Here is a 17,348-nt window from a genome sequence, read left to right as displayed (position 1 = left end):
CCCGTCCCACCTGTGGGGCGGGCTTTTTGTCTGTACCATCAAAGACATGCTTATTGGACTGACCGGTGGAATCGGCAGCGGCAAATCCACCGTCGCGGGCCTGCTCCGCGAAAACGGCTTCCATATTGTAGACGCCGACCAGATCGCGCGCGAAGTGGTCGAACCAGGGCAGCCCGCCCTGCATGAGCTTGTCGACGCCTTCGGCACCGAAATCCTCGACGGCGAAAGACTTAACCGCCAACGGCTCGCAGAAGTGGCCTTCGCATCACCCGAACAAACCGAGCTCCTCAACAGCATCATGCACCCGCGCATTAGGCAAGAAACCGACAGGCGCATCAAAGCAGCCCCCGGCGATGTGGTGTATGACATGCCATTACTGGTGGACCTCGGGCTCAACGAAGGCATGGATGTCACTGTGGTGGTGACCGTTGATGCTGAAGAACGCGTGCAGCGACTAGTCCAACGCGGTCTCACTGCCGACGACGCCCGGCGCCGCATCGCTGCCCAGATCAGTGACGCGGAAAGAAACGCGGCGGCGGATGTGCTGATCGATAATAACGGCACCGTAGCGCAGCTGGAGGCGCGCGTTAGCAGCTTGCTAGAGTTCCTGCGCCCCGATATCGCCACGCTAGCTGGAACCTGGCAGGGGCGAGGCCGCGGCGACTACCCAACAATCGCCACCTTTGATTACGAGGAAACGCTTACGTTTAAGCAAATACCGGGGAAACCATTTCTCGTGTACACCCAGAAGACTGTGGGCCCGAACGGCCCGATGCATAGCGAATCAGGTTTTCTGCGGCGCGGCGAGCCCGGACGGGTTGAATTCACCATCGCCCAGCCGACAGGGCAGACCGAGCTATTAGAGGGCGTTATTAAGCGCGATAAGCAAGACATCGTGCTCGACTTTCGGCGCAGCACAGTAACCAACTCGAGCACCGCGAAGCGAGTAGACCAGACGCAGCGTATCTACCACCTCAGCGGCGACTCACTGTACACCGAGTTCCATATGGCAGCCGTAAATGAGCCAATGCAGCAGCATTTGGCTAGCGAGTTGCGGCGTAGTAGTCATAAGTGAGTCCGCGCCACCCGGAGGTCAGGAGGTCATTTGCTGAGTAGCGGACGGGATCTCCGGGTCTTCGTTGGCGCCCAGGGTAGCCGCCGTTTCCACGCACTATTCGCCCGTTGGCTACCCGTTCGGGAACATCATCGTTCATGCCATTGTGTACGGCGCAAAGTGGCGTGACGTTGTCCCACGAAGTTTCGCCGCCCTCTCTGAACGCTTGAATGTGGTGGGCTTGGCATTCTGCAGCCACTCGATGGCATCCGGGCCACGCGCACACGAGAGTTTCTAGCGCCGCGATCATGCGGTGCTCTCCGGTGGAGTTACGGGTGTTTTGGATGCGCGCCACTGTGATGGCGTGCGCAACACCGTCGTCGTCTAGCGCTGTTTGTAGTGCCCAGCCGGTGTCTTCTAGCTGTGCTTTCAGTAACTCGAGCGGGTTGACGCGCGCCCCGTCTGCGGTGACGAGGTGCCCGCGGTCCCACGCTAGCGAAGAGTCCACGGGCATCAGCAGCACGGGTTTGTAGGAGTGCTCTGATTGCTGACCGGGCGTAGTGAGTTTGCGGGTGAGCCACTGGTGCAGTGCCTGCCCGTGGGTGAGGGTTTCGTCCTTCTTCCGAGCCTCATCGACGAAGGCTTGCGAGTCCGCGCGCAGCTGCGCGTATTCTGCGTCGCTGAGGTAGAAGGTGATACGGCGCCGGTTCCAGAAGTCCGCCCGCTTTGCGACGGCCACCGTCCCACGCGGGGGCCGCTGCCGCGATCCTTTGGTCAGTTCTCTCACGGCGGCTCGCAGATGGTCTTCGGCTTCCGCGTAGCTGGCGCCGTGTACTGCCTGAAGCAAGATGGGGATCTCGTCGGGAAGCACTTTCTTAGACCATCGCGAAACCAGGATCAGATTGTCCACCGGGATGCCGGTTGCGAGTGCTGCGTGTGCGCCCAGCTGCTTATGTGCTGCTGCTTGGGCGCGGATTGTGCTTTCCGGCAGCCCGGATTGGGCAGCCAGTTCGGATATTCCGTGCAGCCGCACGAGCCGGGCGCAGTCGGCGAGGATGGCCATCCCGTGTGCATGAGCGGCGGCGAATTCGGAGAACATGGCTGACACGCTATCTGTATTCGGGGCTCGGTTAACGTGTTAGGGCGCTGGGAATGTGGATAGGTCGAGTTTTCCACATTGGCGGTATTCTTGTGACATGGCTTTTCCAGCTGAGCACCCCCTGATCCCTGTTTCTGAGCACCGACCCGAGGATATTGAGCGCAGTGACGGTCAATTTGAGGTTATTTCGGATTTTGAGCCGAGCGGGGATCAGCCGTCGGCAATTGCGGAACTCCGCGAGCGTTTGCAGCGGGGTGAGCGGGATGTGGTGCTCATGGGCGCCACGGGTACTGGCAAGTCGGCGACGGCAGCGTGGCTGATTGAGAAGGTGCAGCGTCCGACACTGGTGATGGCGCCGAATAAGACTTTGGCTGCGCAGTTGGCGAATGAGCTGCGGCAGCTGTTGCCGAACAATGCTGTCGAGTACTTTGTGAGCTACTACGACTACTACCAGCCGGAAGCGTATATCGCTTCGAGCGATACGTACATTGAGAAGGACTCGTCGATCAACGAGGATGTGGAGCGCCTGCGACACTCCGCGACGTCCAGCCTGCTCAGCCGCCGTGATGTGGTGGTGGTGAGTTCGGTGTCGTGCATTTATGGCCTTGGCACCCCACAGTCCTACTTGGACCGCTCTGTGATGCTGCAGACGGGTGAGGAAGTCGAGCGCGACAAGTTCCTGCGCCTGCTCGTGGACATCCAGTACGCGCGTAATGATGTTGCCTTCACACGCGGTACCTTCCGGGTTAAGGGCGATACCGTGGACATCATTCCGGCGTATGAGGAGCTTGCGGTGCGCGTGGAGTTCTTCGGCGATGAGATCGATACGCTTTACTACATCCATCCGCTCACCGGGGATGTGATTCGCGAGGTCAGTGAGCTGCGGATCTTCCCCGCGACGCACTATGTTGCCGGCCCGGAGCGGATGGAGAAGGCCATCGCGGCGATCAAGGAGGAGCTCGCCGATCGCCTGGCGGACTTTGAGAATCGGGGCAAATTGCTGGAGGCGCAGCGCCTACGCATGCGTACCGAGTACGACATCGAGATGATCGAGCAGGTTGGCTTCACCAGTGGCATCGAGAACTATTCCCGGCATATCGACGGCCGCCCCGCAGGCTCCGCCCCGGCAACCTTGATCGACTACTTCCCGGATGACTTTCTCACGATCATTGACGAATCCCACGTCACAGTGCCCCAGATCGGTGCGATGTTCGAAGGCGATGCCTCCCGAAAGCGGAACCTAGTGGAATTCGGTTTCCGCCTGCCGAGCGCCCTCGACAACCGCCCGCTGACCTGGGAAGAATTCGATGAACGCAAGGGACAATGCGTGTACATGTCGGCCACCCCAGGAAAATATGAAATGGCAGCCACGGGTGGCGAGTTCGTAGAACAGGTGATTCGCCCGACCGGCCTGGTCGATCCGAAGATTGTGGTCAAACCCACCAAGGGGCAGATCGACGACCTCATCCACGAGATCCGGTTGCGTACCGAGAAAGATGAGCGCGTCTTGGTCACCACGCTCACTAAGAAGATGTCCGAGGACCTCACGGAGTACTTGCTGGAAAACGGCGTGCGGGTGCGCTACCTGCACTCGGACATTGATACGCTGCAGCGCGTGGAGCTGCTGCGCCAGCTGCGGTTGGGCGACTACGACGTGCTGGTGGGCATCAACCTCCTGCGCGAGGGACTAGACCTGCCAGAAGTAAGCTTGGTGGCCATTCTCGACGCCGATAAGGAAGGATTCCTGCGCTCTACCACCTCGCTCATCCAGACGATCGGCCGTGCTGCCCGCAACGTATCCGGCGAGGTCCACATGTATGCCGACCGGATCACGGACTCCATGCAATACGCGATCGAGGAGACGGAACGTCGCCGCGAGAAGCAGATCGCCTACAACACCGAGCACGGGGTTGACCCGCAGCCGCTGCGCAAGAAGATCGCGGACATTCTCGAAATGGTGGAAGACACCGATAAGGGGGACGCGGCTGTGGTCGTCGAAAAGCGGGACACCTCGACGATGGCGCAGGCAGAGATCAGCAAGTTGATCCAGGACCTCAGTGCGCAAATGGGGGAAGCGGCCCGCGAGCTGAAGTTCGAATTGGCTGGCAGGCTGCGTGATGAGATACTTGATCTGAAAAAGGAGCTGCGCGGATTGAGCGAAGCGGGAATCTAGCGCCACCTTATGTAAACTTGTTCTAAATACAACCACTACCCAAAAGAGGTTTAAGCATGAGCCAGTACTCCAAGATTGTCGTCGGAACTGATGGTTCCAAATCATCCCTGTTGGCCGTGGAACGTGCCGCAGCGATCGCAGCAGCTTTTGACGCAACCTTGATCATCGGCTGTGCGTACTACGCATCCAAGGAAGACGCCAACAAGACCCTGCGTCAGGACTCCGTCACCGTTCTGGGTGATGATCCTGCACACGAGAATCTGCAGAAGGCATCCGAGGCCGCCAGTGCAATCGGCGCACAAAACATCCAGACGGCTGTGAAGCCAGGCACCCCAGTTGAGGCGCTCATGGCAATCGTGACCGAAAATGACGCTGACCTGCTGGTTGTTGGCAACCGCGGGATCAACTCCCTCACCGGTCGTCTGCTCGGCTCTGTTCCTGCAGACGTAGCACGTCAGTCCAACTGCGACGTCATGATTGTGCACACCGTCGCCGGTTAATCCACAATCGTGAGCGTCTGCGTGGCGCGCGTTACCGCAACATAAAGGTTTTGCGGCCCCTGCGTGCCCGCGAGAATCTGGCCTGGTTTCACCACAATTACGTGGTCGAATTCCAGGCCTTTCACGTCCCCGACCGGCGTGTGCCCGGGGCCGATGATGACATAGGAACGGCCGTCGTCAGGCAGGTAATCGGCGAGGTCGGCGACTTTGCCGAATCGAACAGCTGCGCCATCGCGTATCGACGTCCCCGCACACACACCCATGATTTCCGCCGCATATTCGCTAATCGGAGCAGGAGTGCGGTAATTCACAGTCAACTGGCGACGCACGAAACGCGATCCCACGAAAGGCTCTAGGGTTTCGGACCAGGAGTCTACCCCGGCCGGCGAGCCCGTCTGGGCGGTATCACCTACGAGCGTCATCCACCGCGCGGGGCAGCGCCGCATCACCATGCGCCATTCCATGGGGGAGAGCTCCTGGGCCTCATCAACGATGACATGGCCGTACGCCCAGCTCAGATCCTCCCGCGCGCGTTGCGCGGTGGAGCGAAAGTCGCGGGTTTGCTGACGCGCGGCGAGTGCTTCCGCATCGATGACATCGTGAGCGAGCAGGACCTCAGCATCAAAACCATCGTCGATGTCCTGCACCGCGGAGCCCTCTAGGATGTCGAGGGCCTCCTGTGCCTCCTCGATCTTCGCCGCCCAGTCTTCGTCGGCGGTTTCAGCATCGCTGACACCGATTAGCTGGGCTAGCTCATCCAGGAGCGCCGCATCGGAGGCGGCCCATTCGGCGCTGTCGCGGTAGAGCGCGTCCTGGGTTTCTTCGTCGTATTCCCGCGCGGCGTCGGCGATGGCCTCTCGGCTGCCCAGCAGGTCACGCAACACCGTGGTGGGCTCAATGCAGGGCCACAGCTGGTCTAACAATTCGCTGACGGCCGGCTCGGTAGCTAGTTCATCATGCAGCTCGGCAACATCACCCGCGGAAAGCAGATTCTGGCCACCCAGCGGGTCCGCACCAATCTGTTGCGCGAGGGCGTGTGCCAGTTGCTCGAGCAGGGCATCTGTGAAGATCGGGCGGGCGTCGTTGTGCGGGCGTCGGGAGCGGCGGGCCCGGGTGCGCGCCTTCTTCATCATCGCGGCGGTGCAGGTGATCCTGAGGCTGCCCACGCGCAGCTGCGCATCTGGAAGAACTCGTTGGTAGCTTTTCACCGCTTCGCCGAGGATATGAATCATCTCCAGGCTGCCTTTGACCTCGCGGGCGATGTCCGATTCCGGTGCGGTACCGCAAACACCGGGGTAGAGGTCACCGACCGTCGCGAGCACCACGCCGGTCTCGCCCAGTTCAGGCAGCACATGCGAAATGTACTCGAGGAACACGGGATTAGGCCCGATGATCAATACGCCGGTCTTAGCGAGCTGCTCCCGCCAGGTGTACAGCAGGTAGGCCACCCGGTGGAGGGCCACGGCGGTCTTGCCGGTGCCTGGTCCGCCCTCGACCACCATGACGCCTCGCGTGGGGTCGCGGATAATGTCATCTTGTTCGCGCTGGATCGTCTCCACGATGGAGTTCATGTGGCTGCCCCGGGCCGCGTTCAGCGCCTTCACCAGTGCTGACTCGCTGGCCACGCCGGCAGATTCTGCCGCTTCGGTGAGGTGCTCATCATCCACGGCAACCACGGTGCGGCCTTTGGTGCGAATGTGCCGCCGCGTTTCGACGCCCTCAGGTTGCGCAGTGGTAGCCAAGTAGAACGGGCGTGCCATGGGAGCGCGCCAGTCCAACAACAAGGTTCGGTAGTTGTCTTCCCGGGCGTCGATTCCCATGCGGCCGATGTAGCGGCGTTCCAAATCGGGGCGGCCGGGGACCGGGTTCTCCGGATCTGCCGTCGCGATGTCGATGCGGCCAAAAACCAATCCGAGCTGAGCGAGAGTGAGCTTATCCAGTTTCGCGTTCAGCGCATGGTATTCCGTCTCACGTTCTACGAGGGCTTCGGCGTCTTCCACATCCTTGTCCACCCGGAGCATGACTGCTTTGAGCTTGGCGTTTGACTGCGTGACGTCGTCATCGATGCGTCGAAACAGCTCGTCTACATAAGCCTGTTCGGCGGCGATTTTATCCATTGTTCTTTCTTAGATCTCAAAAGCCGCCGCACCCGGGAGGCGCGACGGCTAGCGAGGAAACTGACAATTAGATGTCGTACTTCTTCAGCTTCTTCTGCGCCTTGCTGGTGGCCTTGTCGGCCTTCTTCTGATAAACCTTAGCGTTCTTTGCGGCCTTCTTCTGCGCGCGACCAGCCTCTTCAGCGGCCCGCTCCTGCAGCTGCTGCGCCTTATCCTGCGCCGCGGAGGCAACCTTCACGAACTTGGACTTAGCGGCCTTGGAGTTCTGCTGCGCACGCTCCAGCCAGTCATCCTTGTTGTCATCGACGTACTTGGTGGCATCGTCGACATAGCCGGAGAACTTATCTGCCAGCTTCTCCTGCTCGGACTTGGTTGGCAGCGCCGCCTGGATCTTCTTATTGGCGGTCTTGGAAGCGTGCTCCGCGCGCCAAGCCAGACCCGGCTTGCCCTGGGTATCTGCAGAGGCGATCATCAGGCCGCCCAGAAGGGCAGTGTTGGTGATCAGGCCATTACGGCGCTCCTGCTTTTCCTTGGCGTCCTGGGTCTCCCAGAAGGCGTAGCGAGACAGCATCGAAGGAATGGTAATTGCGGCAAGTGCTGCGGAGGTCAGGCGCGGTGCCTTGCCCAGCGCCAGCAGGGAAGCCGAGGCTGCCTGGGTGCCACCGAGAGCCTTGGTGACGGTGTCAGGATCCTTCGGAATGTACTGTGCGTACTCGTTCGGAATGACGGCGCGGAGCTTCGCGAGCATCTCCTTGGTGCCCTCGCGGTGCTGCTCGGTATTCATCACCATATCTGCGCCGGAGGCGACGAAAGCAGAGGCGAGCATTGGGCGAGCGATCTTGCGAATCATTAAGTAACTCCTTCTTTCTAGGCTAAAGCTGTAGGTTCCAGCATAGCGAGATTTTCAACCTGGCTTGTCAGCTGTGCTACTTGCAGGGCGTTACCAGCCCCGCTCCTGCCACTGCAAAAGGCTCGGACGCTCGGCACCGAGGGTGGTGGGTTTTCCGTGGCCAGGGTGCACAATCGCGGTATCTGGGAAAACTTCAAATAACCGTTCGGTTACATCTTTGAAAAGGCGACAAAACTCGTTCTCGTTGTTGGTCTTGCCGAGCCCACCAGGGAAGAGGCTATCGCCCACGAAAAGATGCGTTTGCCCATCGATGGTGGCTGCGAAGGCGAGGCCACCGGGGGTGTGCCCCCGCAAAATGATGGCGCTAAAGGTGTGACCGGCAAACTCGAAGGTGTCGCCGTGGTTCAGCTCGATGTCCGCTGGGGCAGGCAGCGCCGGGGAGTCCAAGAAAGACGCGATATGAGTAGCGTCGGTGGCCGCGAGGACTTCGGGCAGCGCGCGCACGTGATCGGAGTGACGATGGGTGGTCACGACGTGTGTGATGCGAGCTTTGTGCTTTTCGGCGAGTGCGAGCAGGGCGGGGGCGTTGTCCGCGGCGTCGATTAGCAGCGCCTCATTGCCGGCGACGAGCAGGTAACAGTTATTGTCCATGTCGGAAACAGAGACGGTGTCCAAAATGAGGTTCATACCAAAAGGGTACTGTTGTTTGAGTACTGGTCAACGGATGAAGGGTATCCACGGTGGCAGATCGCCTTATTGTTCGCGGGGCACGGGAACACAACCTGAAAGGTGTTGACCTTGATCTCCCGCGCGACAAGATGATCGTTTTCACGGGGCTTTCGGGCTCGGGCAAGTCCTCGCTTGCCTTCGACACGATTTTCGCGGAGGGGCAGCGACGTTATGTCGAGTCCCTCTCCTCTTATGCGCGGATGTTCCTGGGGCAGATGGACAAGCCCGATGTCGATTTCATCGATGGGCTCTCACCCGCGGTCTCGATCGATCAGAAATCCACCAATCGCAACCCGCGTTCCACCGTTGGCACCATCACCGAAGTCTATGACTACCTCCGCCTGCTATTTGCTCGCGCTGGCACTGCGCATTGCCCGGAGTGCGACGCCCGCATTGAGCGGCAGACACCCCAGCAGATCGTGGACCAAGTGCTCGAGATGGAACAGGGGCTGAAATTCCAGGTCCTCGCGCCAGTGGTGCGTACCCGCAAGGGTGAGTTTGTGGACCTGTTCGCCGACTTAGCGGCGCAAGGCTATTCCCGCGTGCGTGTCGACGGCGAGGTGCATCAACTCTCCAGCCCGCCGAAATTGGAAAAGCAGATCAAACACGACATCGACGTGGTGGTGGACCGCCTACAGGTGAAGTCCTCTCAAAAGCAGCGCCTGACCGATTCGGTGGAAACCGCGCTGAAACTGGCTGATGGTGTCGTGGCCATGGAATTCATCGATTCTGGCGAGATCCGCCGGTTCTCGGAAAAGATGTCCTGCCCCAACGGACATACCCTCACCGTGGATGAACTGGAGCCGCGGGCCTTTTCCTTCAACTCGCCTTATGGTGCGTGCCCTACCTGCGATGGGCTAGGAACTCGGCAGGAAGTGGACGTTGACCTGATCATTCCTGATCCAGACGCGCCCCTCAACGCTGCGATTCAACCCTGGACCTCCAGTCCCAACAACAAGTACTTTGACAAGCTGATTTCTGGCTTCGCCGAGTCTATTGGCGTGGATCCGAGCACTCCTTATTCTTCTTTAACCAAGGCACAGCAGAAGAAGGTACTGCACGGCTCCTCGGAAGTTGTGTCAGTGCGCTATAAGAATCGCTATGGGCGGGTACGGAATTGGTCGGCGCCTTTCGAAGGCGTGATCCCATTCCTGCACCGCAAGTCCGATGAGACGGAAAGCGCGTGGTCGAAGGATCGCTACCAGAGTTACATGCGGGAGGTGCCCTGCGATGCTTGCGGTGGCGCCCGGCTGAAACCGGAGATTCTGTCGGTGCGCATTGCTTCAGCGATGGGGGAGAAGTCCATCGCGGGACTGACAGAGCTTTCTATTGGCGAGGCCGCGAAATTCCTGGACACTCTGGAACTGAGCAAGCGCGACACGATGATTGCCGGCGCGGTGCTGAAGGAAATCAACGCTCGGCTGCAGTTCCTACTTGACGTTGGCCTGGAATATCTGACGCTGTCCCGGTCGGCAGGAACGCTGTCCGGTGGCGAGGCGCAGCGCATCCGCTTGGCTACCCAAATCGGTTCCGGCCTAGCCGGCGTGCTGTACGTGCTGGATGAGCCGTCGATTGGCTTACACCAGCGCGATAACCAGCGACTAATCGCCACTCTGCAGCGCTTGCGGGATATCGGCAACACGCTGATCGTGGTCGAGCATGACGAAGACACCATCAATGCCGCCGACTGGCTAGTAGATATCGGGCCACGCGCCGGCGAATACGGTGGTGAAGTGGTCTACCAGGGGGAGCCTGCGGGCATCCTCAAGGCGGAGGAGTCGCTGACGGGCGCCTATCTCTCTGGTCGTCGCGTGCTGGGAGTGCCTGAGCAACGCCGGCAGATCGATCTCGACCGCACCTTGAAGATAATCGGAGCACGTGAGAATAACCTCAATGACATCGATGTGGAGATCCCGCTCGGCGTATTGACCTGTATCACGGGAGTGTCTGGCTCCGGAAAATCCACGCTGATCAACCGGATTTTGGCTAAGACCTTGGCCAATGAACTCAATGGTGCCCGCCAGGTGCCCGGACGCGCCAAGCGAGTCGAAGGCATGGAGCAGCTGGACAAACTCGTCCAGGTGGATCAGAGCCCTATTGGTCGCACCCCGCGCTCCAACCCGGCAACCTACACGGGTGTATTCGACAAGATCCGCACGCTGTTCGCAGAAACCTCCGAGGCGAAAGTGCGTGGCTACAAACCTGGTCGCTTCTCTTTCAACACCAAGGGCGGCCGCTGCGAATCCTGCCACGGCGATGGCACCTTGAAAATTGAGATGAACTTCCTCCCGGACGTCTATGTCCCCTGCGAGGTGTGCGAGGGGGCGCGGTATAACCGCGAGACCCTAGAAGTGCATTACAAGGGGAAGAACATCGCAGAGGTGTTGGACATGCCGATCTCGGAAGCAGCCACCTTCTTCGAGCCGATCACCACCATCCACCGCTACCTGAACACACTGGTGGAAGTGGGTCTTGGCTATGTTCGCCTCGGCCAGGCAGCGACGACGCTTTCTGGCGGTGAGGCGCAGCGCGTGAAGCTCGCCTCCGAACTGCAGAAGCGATCCAAGGGACGCACCATCTACATTTTGGACGAACCAACAACTGGTCTACACTTCGAGGACATTCGCAAGCTGATGCAGGTCATCCAGGGGCTGGTGGACAAAGGGAACTCGGTGATCGTCATTGAGCACAACCTTGATGTGATCAAGGCGGCTGACTGGGTGATCGACATGGGACCAGAAGGTGGTTCCGGCGGAGGCCTCGTGGTCGCGGAAGGCACCCCGGAGGAGGTTGCCGCCACCGCAGGTTCTTACACCGGTGGCTTCCTCAAGCAGCTGCTTTAGAGCTGGTTTGCCTTCTTCGAGCGCAGCGATGCGATCAGCAGCAAAGCGCCACCGGAGATCAGGAAGGCGAGGACTCGCGGCATGCCTTCCAGCGTCCCCAGGTCAAAGAACACCAGCTTGACGACGGCTGCAACCGCCAGCACTAGCCCGATCGTCAGCGACGTCGACGCAGTGAAGGCCTTCGAGATCACCAGGATGTAGGCAGCGACCAGCATCCAGGAGATGGAGACCAAAGCATGGCCGACGAGGTAGCCCAGCCACATGCCGGTTTCACCACCCAACCCAAACAAATACGTGGTGGCGGTGACCAAGACCATGGCACTCAGGTGCAATGCAGCCAGACCGATCAATATCTGCGCCGACAGTTCGAAGCCACGGAAGGCATTTCGAACTAGGTACAGCACCACCATGAACCCCAGGATCGTCAGGACCTGCAGGAGCGCGATGTTGTCCGTCAGCCACAGTGGCTTCTTGAGCAGGACAGCCTTAGCGAGCTCACCGCTGAGGAGGATCGCGGCGATGATCATCGTTGCCCACGGCAGCCCGGTGAAGCGGTTATTGCGGGACAGCCACCAGGCGAAACCGCCGAAGGCCACGAAGAACAGTGCGACAAGATAAGGGCGCTCGAACCAGGAGCCGGAGCCCAGCGCGGGAGCCTGAGACCACCACTGCACGTACATCAAGGGGATAACTGCCAGCGGCCAAGCGGCAAGCTCGCCGTGGAACTGGAGCGACAGCGCCACGAAGCCGATGATTACCGCGAACATGATGGTCAGTTCACTAAAGGAGTTAGCCCCCAGCGCACCGATGGCGAGCATTGCCATAGGGGCGTAGAACCCAAGATGCTGATCGGATTTGTGTTGCCATTCATCCAGGAGCGCGACCGCCAAGAAGACGGCAACGCCGATGACGACCGTCAAGGAGATGGGGAAGCTGTTGACGACGATGCTGGGGTCGTCGATAAGCGCGGCGAGCATCGCCAGTGGCCCGATGACTGAAGCGATGCTGCGGGAGGTGAACCAGCGCTTCTGCATCGACGTCACTGCCATGAACAGACCCGTTGCGATTACCGGGAAGGCGAAGAAGTCGCCCGACATGATGTAGAGGTAGAACAACACGAAGCTGGAGACGATGGTGATGTTCAGCATCAGCTCGTCGTCCCACCAGCGAGCAAGCCCCGAGAACAGCGCCAGGAGGGTCAGTAAGGCCACCGCACCGAAGATCGGGGGCCACCAGTGCAGCACACTGACCGTTGCCATCACCGTCAGGATGCTGGTGAGCAGTGAGGCGGTGGTCAGCGCGAGGAATCCCTCCTTAGCTAGACCGCGGGCTTTGACAAGGAAAGCGCCGCCGAGCAGTAATGCGGCAACAACCCAGGCGCCGATGACGCGGCCGAGTGGGCCGAGCCAGCCAGATTGGATAGCCAATGCGATGAGGAGACTGACGCCCGCCAAGGTGATCAGTACACCGCCGACTGCCACCGCGCGAATGATCTGCTTCTCCCGCGAAAGGCGTGGCTTTGGTGGCGGTGTTGGGCGCTTCTCGACGACCGGGGCCGCGACTGGGGCCGCAGGCTGCTGTACTGGTGCCTCGGAGCGCTCTGACTGTTCGTACAACTCGAACAAGGATTCCCGCACTTCCTTGAGCAGGGACTCCGCAGTATTTAACCGCTGTGCGACCCTTTCTAGGGTCTCCTGTTCGGCGCGACTTATTTTCATAACTTGCAGTCTAATGATTTTGAATCTGTACTGCGCACATGTTATTCTTGCCAAGCTACCGCCTAGTGGTTGAATTATCTGATGAAACCACAGGCCGCAAGTGGAGGTCCCTCCCACCAGAAGCCGCCCGCTAGGGTTGGATAATGGTCAAAGAAGAGCTTTGCTCACGGATCTCCCGTGCGACGAATAACGTCGTACGGGTTTTTGTCGTGACAGCTCGGGGGAATCGACACTTCAAGCCATGCGGTACCACATTATTTACTGCTACTTGAGGAGTACACATCAGCGCTGAAGTTCGCATCAATGAACGTATCCGGGTTCCCGAGGTACGTCTTGTAGGTCCAAACGGAGAACAGGTCGGCGTCGTCCGCATTGAGGACGCGCGCAAGCTTGCTTACGATGCAGATCTCGACCTCGTCGAGGTTGCACCTAACGCGAAGCCACCAGTAGTGAAGATCATGGACTTCGGCAAGTTCAAGTATGAGCAGGACCAGAAGGCCCGCGAAGCTCGCAAGAACCAGCAGCAGACCGTGGTCAAGGAGCAGAAGCTTCGTCCCAAGATCGACGATCACGATTACGAGACGAAGAAGAATAATGTGATCCGATTCCTGGAGAAGGGATCCAAGGTCAAAGTGACCATCATGTTCCGCGGTCGTGAGCAATCTCGCCCGGAGCTTGGATACCGCCTCCTGGAGCGCCTTGCCGGCGATGTGGCCGAATTCGGCACCATCGAAGCACGGGCGAAGCAAGACGGTCGCAACATGACCATGGTCATTGGGCCGTTGCGTAAAGGCAAGAAGTAACCGACTCTTTCATAAGGACTTATAAAAATGAAGAACAAGACCCACAAGGGTGCCGCTAAGCGCATCAAGCTGTCCGGTTCTGGCAAGCTGCGTCGCGAGAAGGCTAACCGCCGGCACCTGCTCGAAGGTAAGCCATCCACCCGCACCCGTCGCCTCAAGGGCTCCACGGATGTTGCAAAGTCTGACGAGAAGCGCATGAAGCGCCTCTTGGGCCTGGCCTAATAACCACTTTTCACCCCATAAACTTTTTAGACAGTTAAGGAAGTATTTCAATGGCACGTGTCAAGCGGTCAATGAACGCCAAGAAGAAGCGCCGCGAGATCCTGAAGTCCGCCAAGGGCTACCGTGGTCAGCGCTCCCGTCTCTACCGTAAGGCCAAGGAGCAGTGGCTCCACTCCATGACCTACGCTTACCGCGATCGCCGTAAGCGCAAGTCCGAGTTCCGTCGCCTGTGGATCACCCGCATCAACGCTGCAGCCCGTATGAACGACATCACCTACAACCGTCTCATCCAGGGCCTGCGCCTTGCTGAGATCGAGGTTGACCGCAAGATGCTCGCTGAGCTCGCAGTGAACGACTTCGCTGCATTCTCCGCAATCTGCGATGCCGCTAAGGCTGCACTGCCTGAGGACGTTAACGCCCCAGCAGCTGCGTAAAGCTTGATTCGAAAAGCCCGACTGAGTTAAACAACTCAGGCGGGCTTTTTGTTATCTTGAAAGCCGTGTGGTTTCTCGCTTTGCTATTCGTGCTCCTGGGCTTCCTCTACCTCTTTATGGGACTAATTTCTCCTAAGGGGAAGTTTCTCGGCCTCAGCTATCGCGCGATGCCGGGCGTGAATACCCCGACGACCAATGCGTCCCTGGGAGCGTGGCAAGCTGCGCACCGGAAGGTAGCCCCATTCCACACGATGATTGGTATCGGGCTCCTCTTGGCCTGTGTCTATATATTTGTGGGGCATCCGGAGCAATCATTTTTGTTACTTGTATTGGCTGGTGCCGTGATCGCGGAGGTGCCCATCATTGTCTTAGCCAACGAGGCAGCGGAACGCTATAACGTTACTTCTTCTCCCGCAGGACGGTGAATCCGACCAGCCACCAGCCATAGGCGCTGAGGAGGATGCCACGGAGGGTGTTGCCTTGGACAAGGGTGTCGCGGGTATCGCTGAGCTGCTGCACCTCAGCTTCGGCGGCACCGTTGGTCTTAGCCTGCGGGCCGGTGGACATCGGCCGTCCCGGGACTCCTGGTTTGGCAGTGACGATATCGCCTCGCCGGCGGGCATGGTGATTTTCTCTAGTTCGAGCTGTTCGCTGACAAAACCGTGGGTGAACATTCCGGCGTAGATCACGAGTGCGCCCAAGACGGCGAGGCTGATTGTTGAGCAGTTTCGAAGTTAGCGATCATAACGGAGACAGGTCAACAACGTGCGGGCTGGGTGACACTACTGCCCGCTGAAGCCTGCTAGATTTAACGGCATGAACCTCGACTTTGAACAGGCATTTACCGAGCGAACGCCACGTGTGGTAAACGCGTCCAAACTGTTGAAGACTGCGGGGCGTCGCAAAGCGGGTGTGTTCTTGGCCGAGGGGGAGAACGCCGTTGAAGCCGCCATCACCACCGGCGCTGCCCGGGACGTCTTCGTCACGGAGAAAGCAGCTGAGCGTTTTTCCGAATTGCTCACCGCGGCAGGACATATGAATGCCTATGTACACCCCATCACGGACCGGGCCGCAAAGTCCTTGGCGGACACGGTCACTTCCACGGGTATCTATGCCGTATGTGAGCCAGTGCTGTGGCCGCTGAAGGATGTCATGCGGGGCAAGCCGAACTTGGTGGCCGTGCCGGTGGAGACCTCGGAGCCAGGTAATGCCGGCACCTTGATCCGCGTCGCTGATGCCGTCGGTGCGGACGCCGTGTTGTTCGCGGGGGAGACCGTGGACCCGCAGTCGCCGAAGGCCGTGCGCGCCTCGGCGGGCTCGGTGTTCCATATTCCCGTGATCCGAGAAACGAATTTTCAGGCTGTCTTTGACACCCTGAAGGCTCGCAACTTGCAGATTCTGGCCACTGCCGCCGACGGCGAGGTCAGCCTCGATGAGGCCGGCGAGCTACTGAAGAAGCCTACCGCTTGGCTGTTTGGCAATGAGGCGCACGGGCTCAGCAAAGAACTGATGGCTAAAGCCGATGCCCGCATTCGCATCCCGATCCGTGGTCGCGCGGAATCGCTGAACCTAGCCACCGCGGCATCGATCTGCATGTACGAGTCTGCCAAGGCACAAAATTCATGACAGTTGCGCGCTTGCAGCCTTTCGCCGAGACGATCTTTGCCACCATGACTGCGGAGGCAGTCAAACACGGCGCGATTAACCTGGGGCAAGGGTTCCCAGATTCGGACGGGCCGGCGCGGATGCTCGAGATTGCGACGGAGCAGATCCAGGCCGGCAACAACCAGTACGCACCTGGCATGGGAATGCCGGAATTGCGCGAGTCCGTGGCCGCGGTCAGGGGTGTGTCATCCGATGATGTGCTGATCACCGTCGGCGCAACGGAGGCTATCACTGCGAGCGTGCTTGGCTTGGTTGAGCCGGGTGCCGAGGTCATCGTCCTCGAGCCCTACTATGACGCGTATGCGGCCGCGATCGCGCTGGCCGGAGCGACGCGCGTGGCCGTTCCGCTGGTCGCACAGGGCAACACCTGGGGTGTCGATGTCGCCGCGATCGAAGCCGCCATCACCACTAAGACGGCGATGATCATCGTGAATTCTCCGCATAACCCGACCGGCGCTGTCCTCAATGTGCGTGGACTCGCCGAGTTGGCTGTGCAACACGACCTGCTCGTGTTGTCTGATGAAGTCTACGAACACCTTGTTTTCGCCGGTCATGCGCACACCCGCATCGCGGAATTGCCGGGCATGTGGGAGCGCACCATCACTGTCTCCTCCGCCGCAAAGACGTTCAACTGCACCGGATGGAAGACCGGCTGGGCGATTGCGCCTCCAGACCTGTTGGAAGGCGTGGTCAAGGCCAAGCAGTTCATGACTTATGTCGGTGCCACGCCCTTCCAGCCCGCAGTAGCCTACGCGCTGCGCGAGGAGATGCCGTGGGTTGCTGACATGGTTGCCGGGCTAAACCTGAAGCGAGCCTTGCTTGCCGACGGCCTGAAGCGTGCGGGTTTCCACGTCCATGACACCGCAGGTACCTACTACCTCGTTGCTGACGTAGGACAAGATGGCCTCGATTTTTGTATGAATCTGCCAGCTCGCAGCGGCGTGGCTGCAATCCCACTGCAGGTATTCACAGACCATCCGGAACAGTGGCGGACCAAAGTCCGCTTCGCCTTCGCTAAGAAGGACGAGATACTAGCTGAAGCGGTGCGGCGGATCGCTCAGTAGTCTTCTGCTGTTTGAGCACGGCCAGGAAAGTAGACTGCTAACCCGCGCGGTATAGTACATGGGTTAGAACGTCTCCC

At 59.5% G+C, this 17,348-nt stretch carries 16 protein-coding genes and 1 pseudogene; 11 read left to right on the top strand and 6 right to left on the bottom strand.

The features are described 5' to 3' along the window. Positions 1–46: 46 nt before the first annotated feature. Both coaE and WG936_RS09910 read left to right on the top strand, forming a co-directional pair. Positions 47–601, top strand: a pseudogene (gene coaE, locus WG936_RS09915) (dephospho-CoA kinase); the annotation flags it as partial. After that, the gene (locus WG936_RS09910) at positions 596–1,075 is read left to right on the top strand and encodes an FABP family protein (RefSeq protein ID WP_339564591.1); all 480 of its coding nucleotides are present in this window, start codon (positions 596–598) and stop codon (positions 1,073–1,075) included. The pseudogene coaE and the gene WG936_RS09910, both read left to right, overlap by 6 nt. On the opposite strand, the gene WG936_RS09905 is transcribed toward WG936_RS09910, so the two are convergent. Beyond that, positions 1,044–2,153 carry an HNH endonuclease signature motif containing protein gene (locus tag WG936_RS09905; protein ID WP_339572817.1) on the bottom strand — a complete coding sequence of 370 codons (1,110 nt, stop codon included), beginning with the start codon at positions 2,151–2,153 and terminating at the stop codon, positions 1,044–1,046. The genes WG936_RS09910 and WG936_RS09905 overlap by 32 nt on opposite strands. Positions 2,154–2,250: 97 nt before the next feature. On the opposite strand from WG936_RS09905, the gene uvrB reads away from it, so the two are divergent. After that, complete coding sequence (gene uvrB / locus WG936_RS09900; RefSeq protein WP_339564555.1) at positions 2,251–4,326, top strand: excinuclease ABC subunit UvrB; 2,076 nt, start codon at positions 2,251–2,253, stop codon at positions 4,324–4,326. Positions 4,327–4,382: 56 nt separating this feature from the next. Continuing rightward, positions 4,383–4,826 carry a universal stress protein gene (locus WG936_RS09895; protein ID WP_339564556.1) on the top strand — a complete coding sequence of 148 codons (444 nt, stop codon included), beginning with the start codon at positions 4,383–4,385 and terminating at the stop codon, positions 4,824–4,826. On the opposite strand, the gene WG936_RS09890 is transcribed toward WG936_RS09895, so the two are convergent. From WG936_RS09890 to WG936_RS09880, 3 genes are all read right to left on the bottom strand, one after another. Then, complete coding sequence (locus WG936_RS09890) at positions 4,823–6,943, bottom strand: HelD family protein (RefSeq protein WP_339572816.1); 2,121 nt, start codon at positions 6,941–6,943, stop codon at positions 4,823–4,825. The genes WG936_RS09895 and WG936_RS09890 overlap by 4 nt on opposite strands. A 67-nt stretch (positions 6,944–7,010) precedes the next feature. Further along, positions 7,011–7,793 carry a DoxX family protein gene (locus tag WG936_RS09885; RefSeq protein ID WP_339564558.1) on the bottom strand — a complete coding sequence of 261 codons (783 nt, stop codon included), beginning with the start codon at positions 7,791–7,793 and terminating at the stop codon, positions 7,011–7,013. 90 nt (positions 7,794–7,883) lie between these two features. After that, a complete protein-coding gene (locus tag WG936_RS09880) occupies positions 7,884–8,480 on the bottom strand; it encodes an MBL fold metallo-hydrolase (RefSeq protein ID WP_339564559.1) in 597 nt (198 codons plus the stop codon). 53 nt (positions 8,481–8,533) lie between these two features. Here WG936_RS09880 and uvrA point away from each other — a divergent pair, with 53 nt between their 5' ends. Next, positions 8,534–11,365 (top strand): excinuclease ABC subunit UvrA, encoded by a 2,832-nt coding sequence (gene uvrA, locus WG936_RS09875; protein WP_339572815.1) that lies wholly within the window; start codon positions 8,534–8,536, stop codon positions 11,363–11,365. Here the strand turns inward: uvrA and WG936_RS09870 are convergent. After that, entirely contained in the window at positions 11,362–13,083 is a 1,722-nt protein-coding gene (locus tag WG936_RS09870) for a DUF2339 domain-containing protein (RefSeq protein ID WP_339572814.1), read from the bottom strand. The two genes, uvrA and WG936_RS09870, sit on opposite strands and share 4 nt — an antisense overlap. Positions 13,084–13,382: 299 nt before the next feature. On the opposite strand from WG936_RS09870, the gene infC reads away from it, so the two are divergent. From infC to WG936_RS09850, 4 genes are all read left to right on the top strand, one after another. Next, entirely contained in the window at positions 13,383–13,886 is a 504-nt protein-coding gene (infC, locus tag WG936_RS09865; protein ID WP_339564592.1) for a translation initiation factor IF-3, read from the top strand. A gap of 27 nt (positions 13,887–13,913) precedes the next feature. Continuing rightward, on the top strand, positions 13,914–14,108 hold the full coding sequence (gene rpmI / locus WG936_RS09860; RefSeq protein ID WP_339564562.1) for a 50S ribosomal protein L35: 195 nt from the start codon (positions 13,914–13,916) through the stop codon (positions 14,106–14,108). A gap of 50 nt (positions 14,109–14,158) precedes the next feature. Further along, positions 14,159–14,542, top strand: coding sequence for a 50S ribosomal protein L20 (gene rplT, locus WG936_RS09855; RefSeq protein ID WP_339564563.1), 384 nt, complete (start codon positions 14,159–14,161; stop codon positions 14,540–14,542). Between the two features lie 65 nt (positions 14,543–14,607). After that, a complete protein-coding gene (locus WG936_RS09850) occupies positions 14,608–14,967 on the top strand; it encodes a hypothetical protein (protein ID WP_339572813.1) in 360 nt (119 codons plus the stop codon). On the opposite strand, the gene WG936_RS09845 is transcribed toward WG936_RS09850, so the two are convergent. Continuing rightward, positions 14,942–15,109, bottom strand: a complete 168-nt coding sequence (locus tag WG936_RS09845) for a hypothetical protein (RefSeq protein WP_339564565.1) — start codon at positions 15,107–15,109, stop codon at positions 14,942–14,944. The two genes, WG936_RS09850 and WG936_RS09845, sit on opposite strands and share 26 nt — an antisense overlap. 249 nt (positions 15,110–15,358) lie before the next feature. Between WG936_RS09845 and WG936_RS09840 the strand changes: the two genes are divergently transcribed. Beyond that, the gene (locus WG936_RS09840; RefSeq protein ID WP_339572812.1) at positions 15,359–16,168 is read left to right on the top strand and encodes a TrmH family RNA methyltransferase; all 810 of its coding nucleotides are present in this window, start codon (positions 15,359–15,361) and stop codon (positions 16,166–16,168) included. After that, positions 16,165–17,271, top strand: coding sequence for a pyridoxal phosphate-dependent aminotransferase (locus WG936_RS09835; protein WP_339572811.1), 1,107 nt, complete (start codon positions 16,165–16,167; stop codon positions 17,269–17,271). Before WG936_RS09840 ends, WG936_RS09835 begins: the two co-directional genes overlap by 4 nt. The last annotated feature ends 77 nt before the right edge of the window (positions 17,272–17,348 follow it).

The organism is Corynebacterium sp. H127 (assembly GCF_037482665.1).
Lineage (GTDB): Bacteria > Actinomycetota > Actinomycetes > Mycobacteriales > Mycobacteriaceae > Corynebacterium.
Note: the sequence above shows the minus strand (reverse complement) of the source record. Positions and strands in the feature narration are given on the sequence as shown.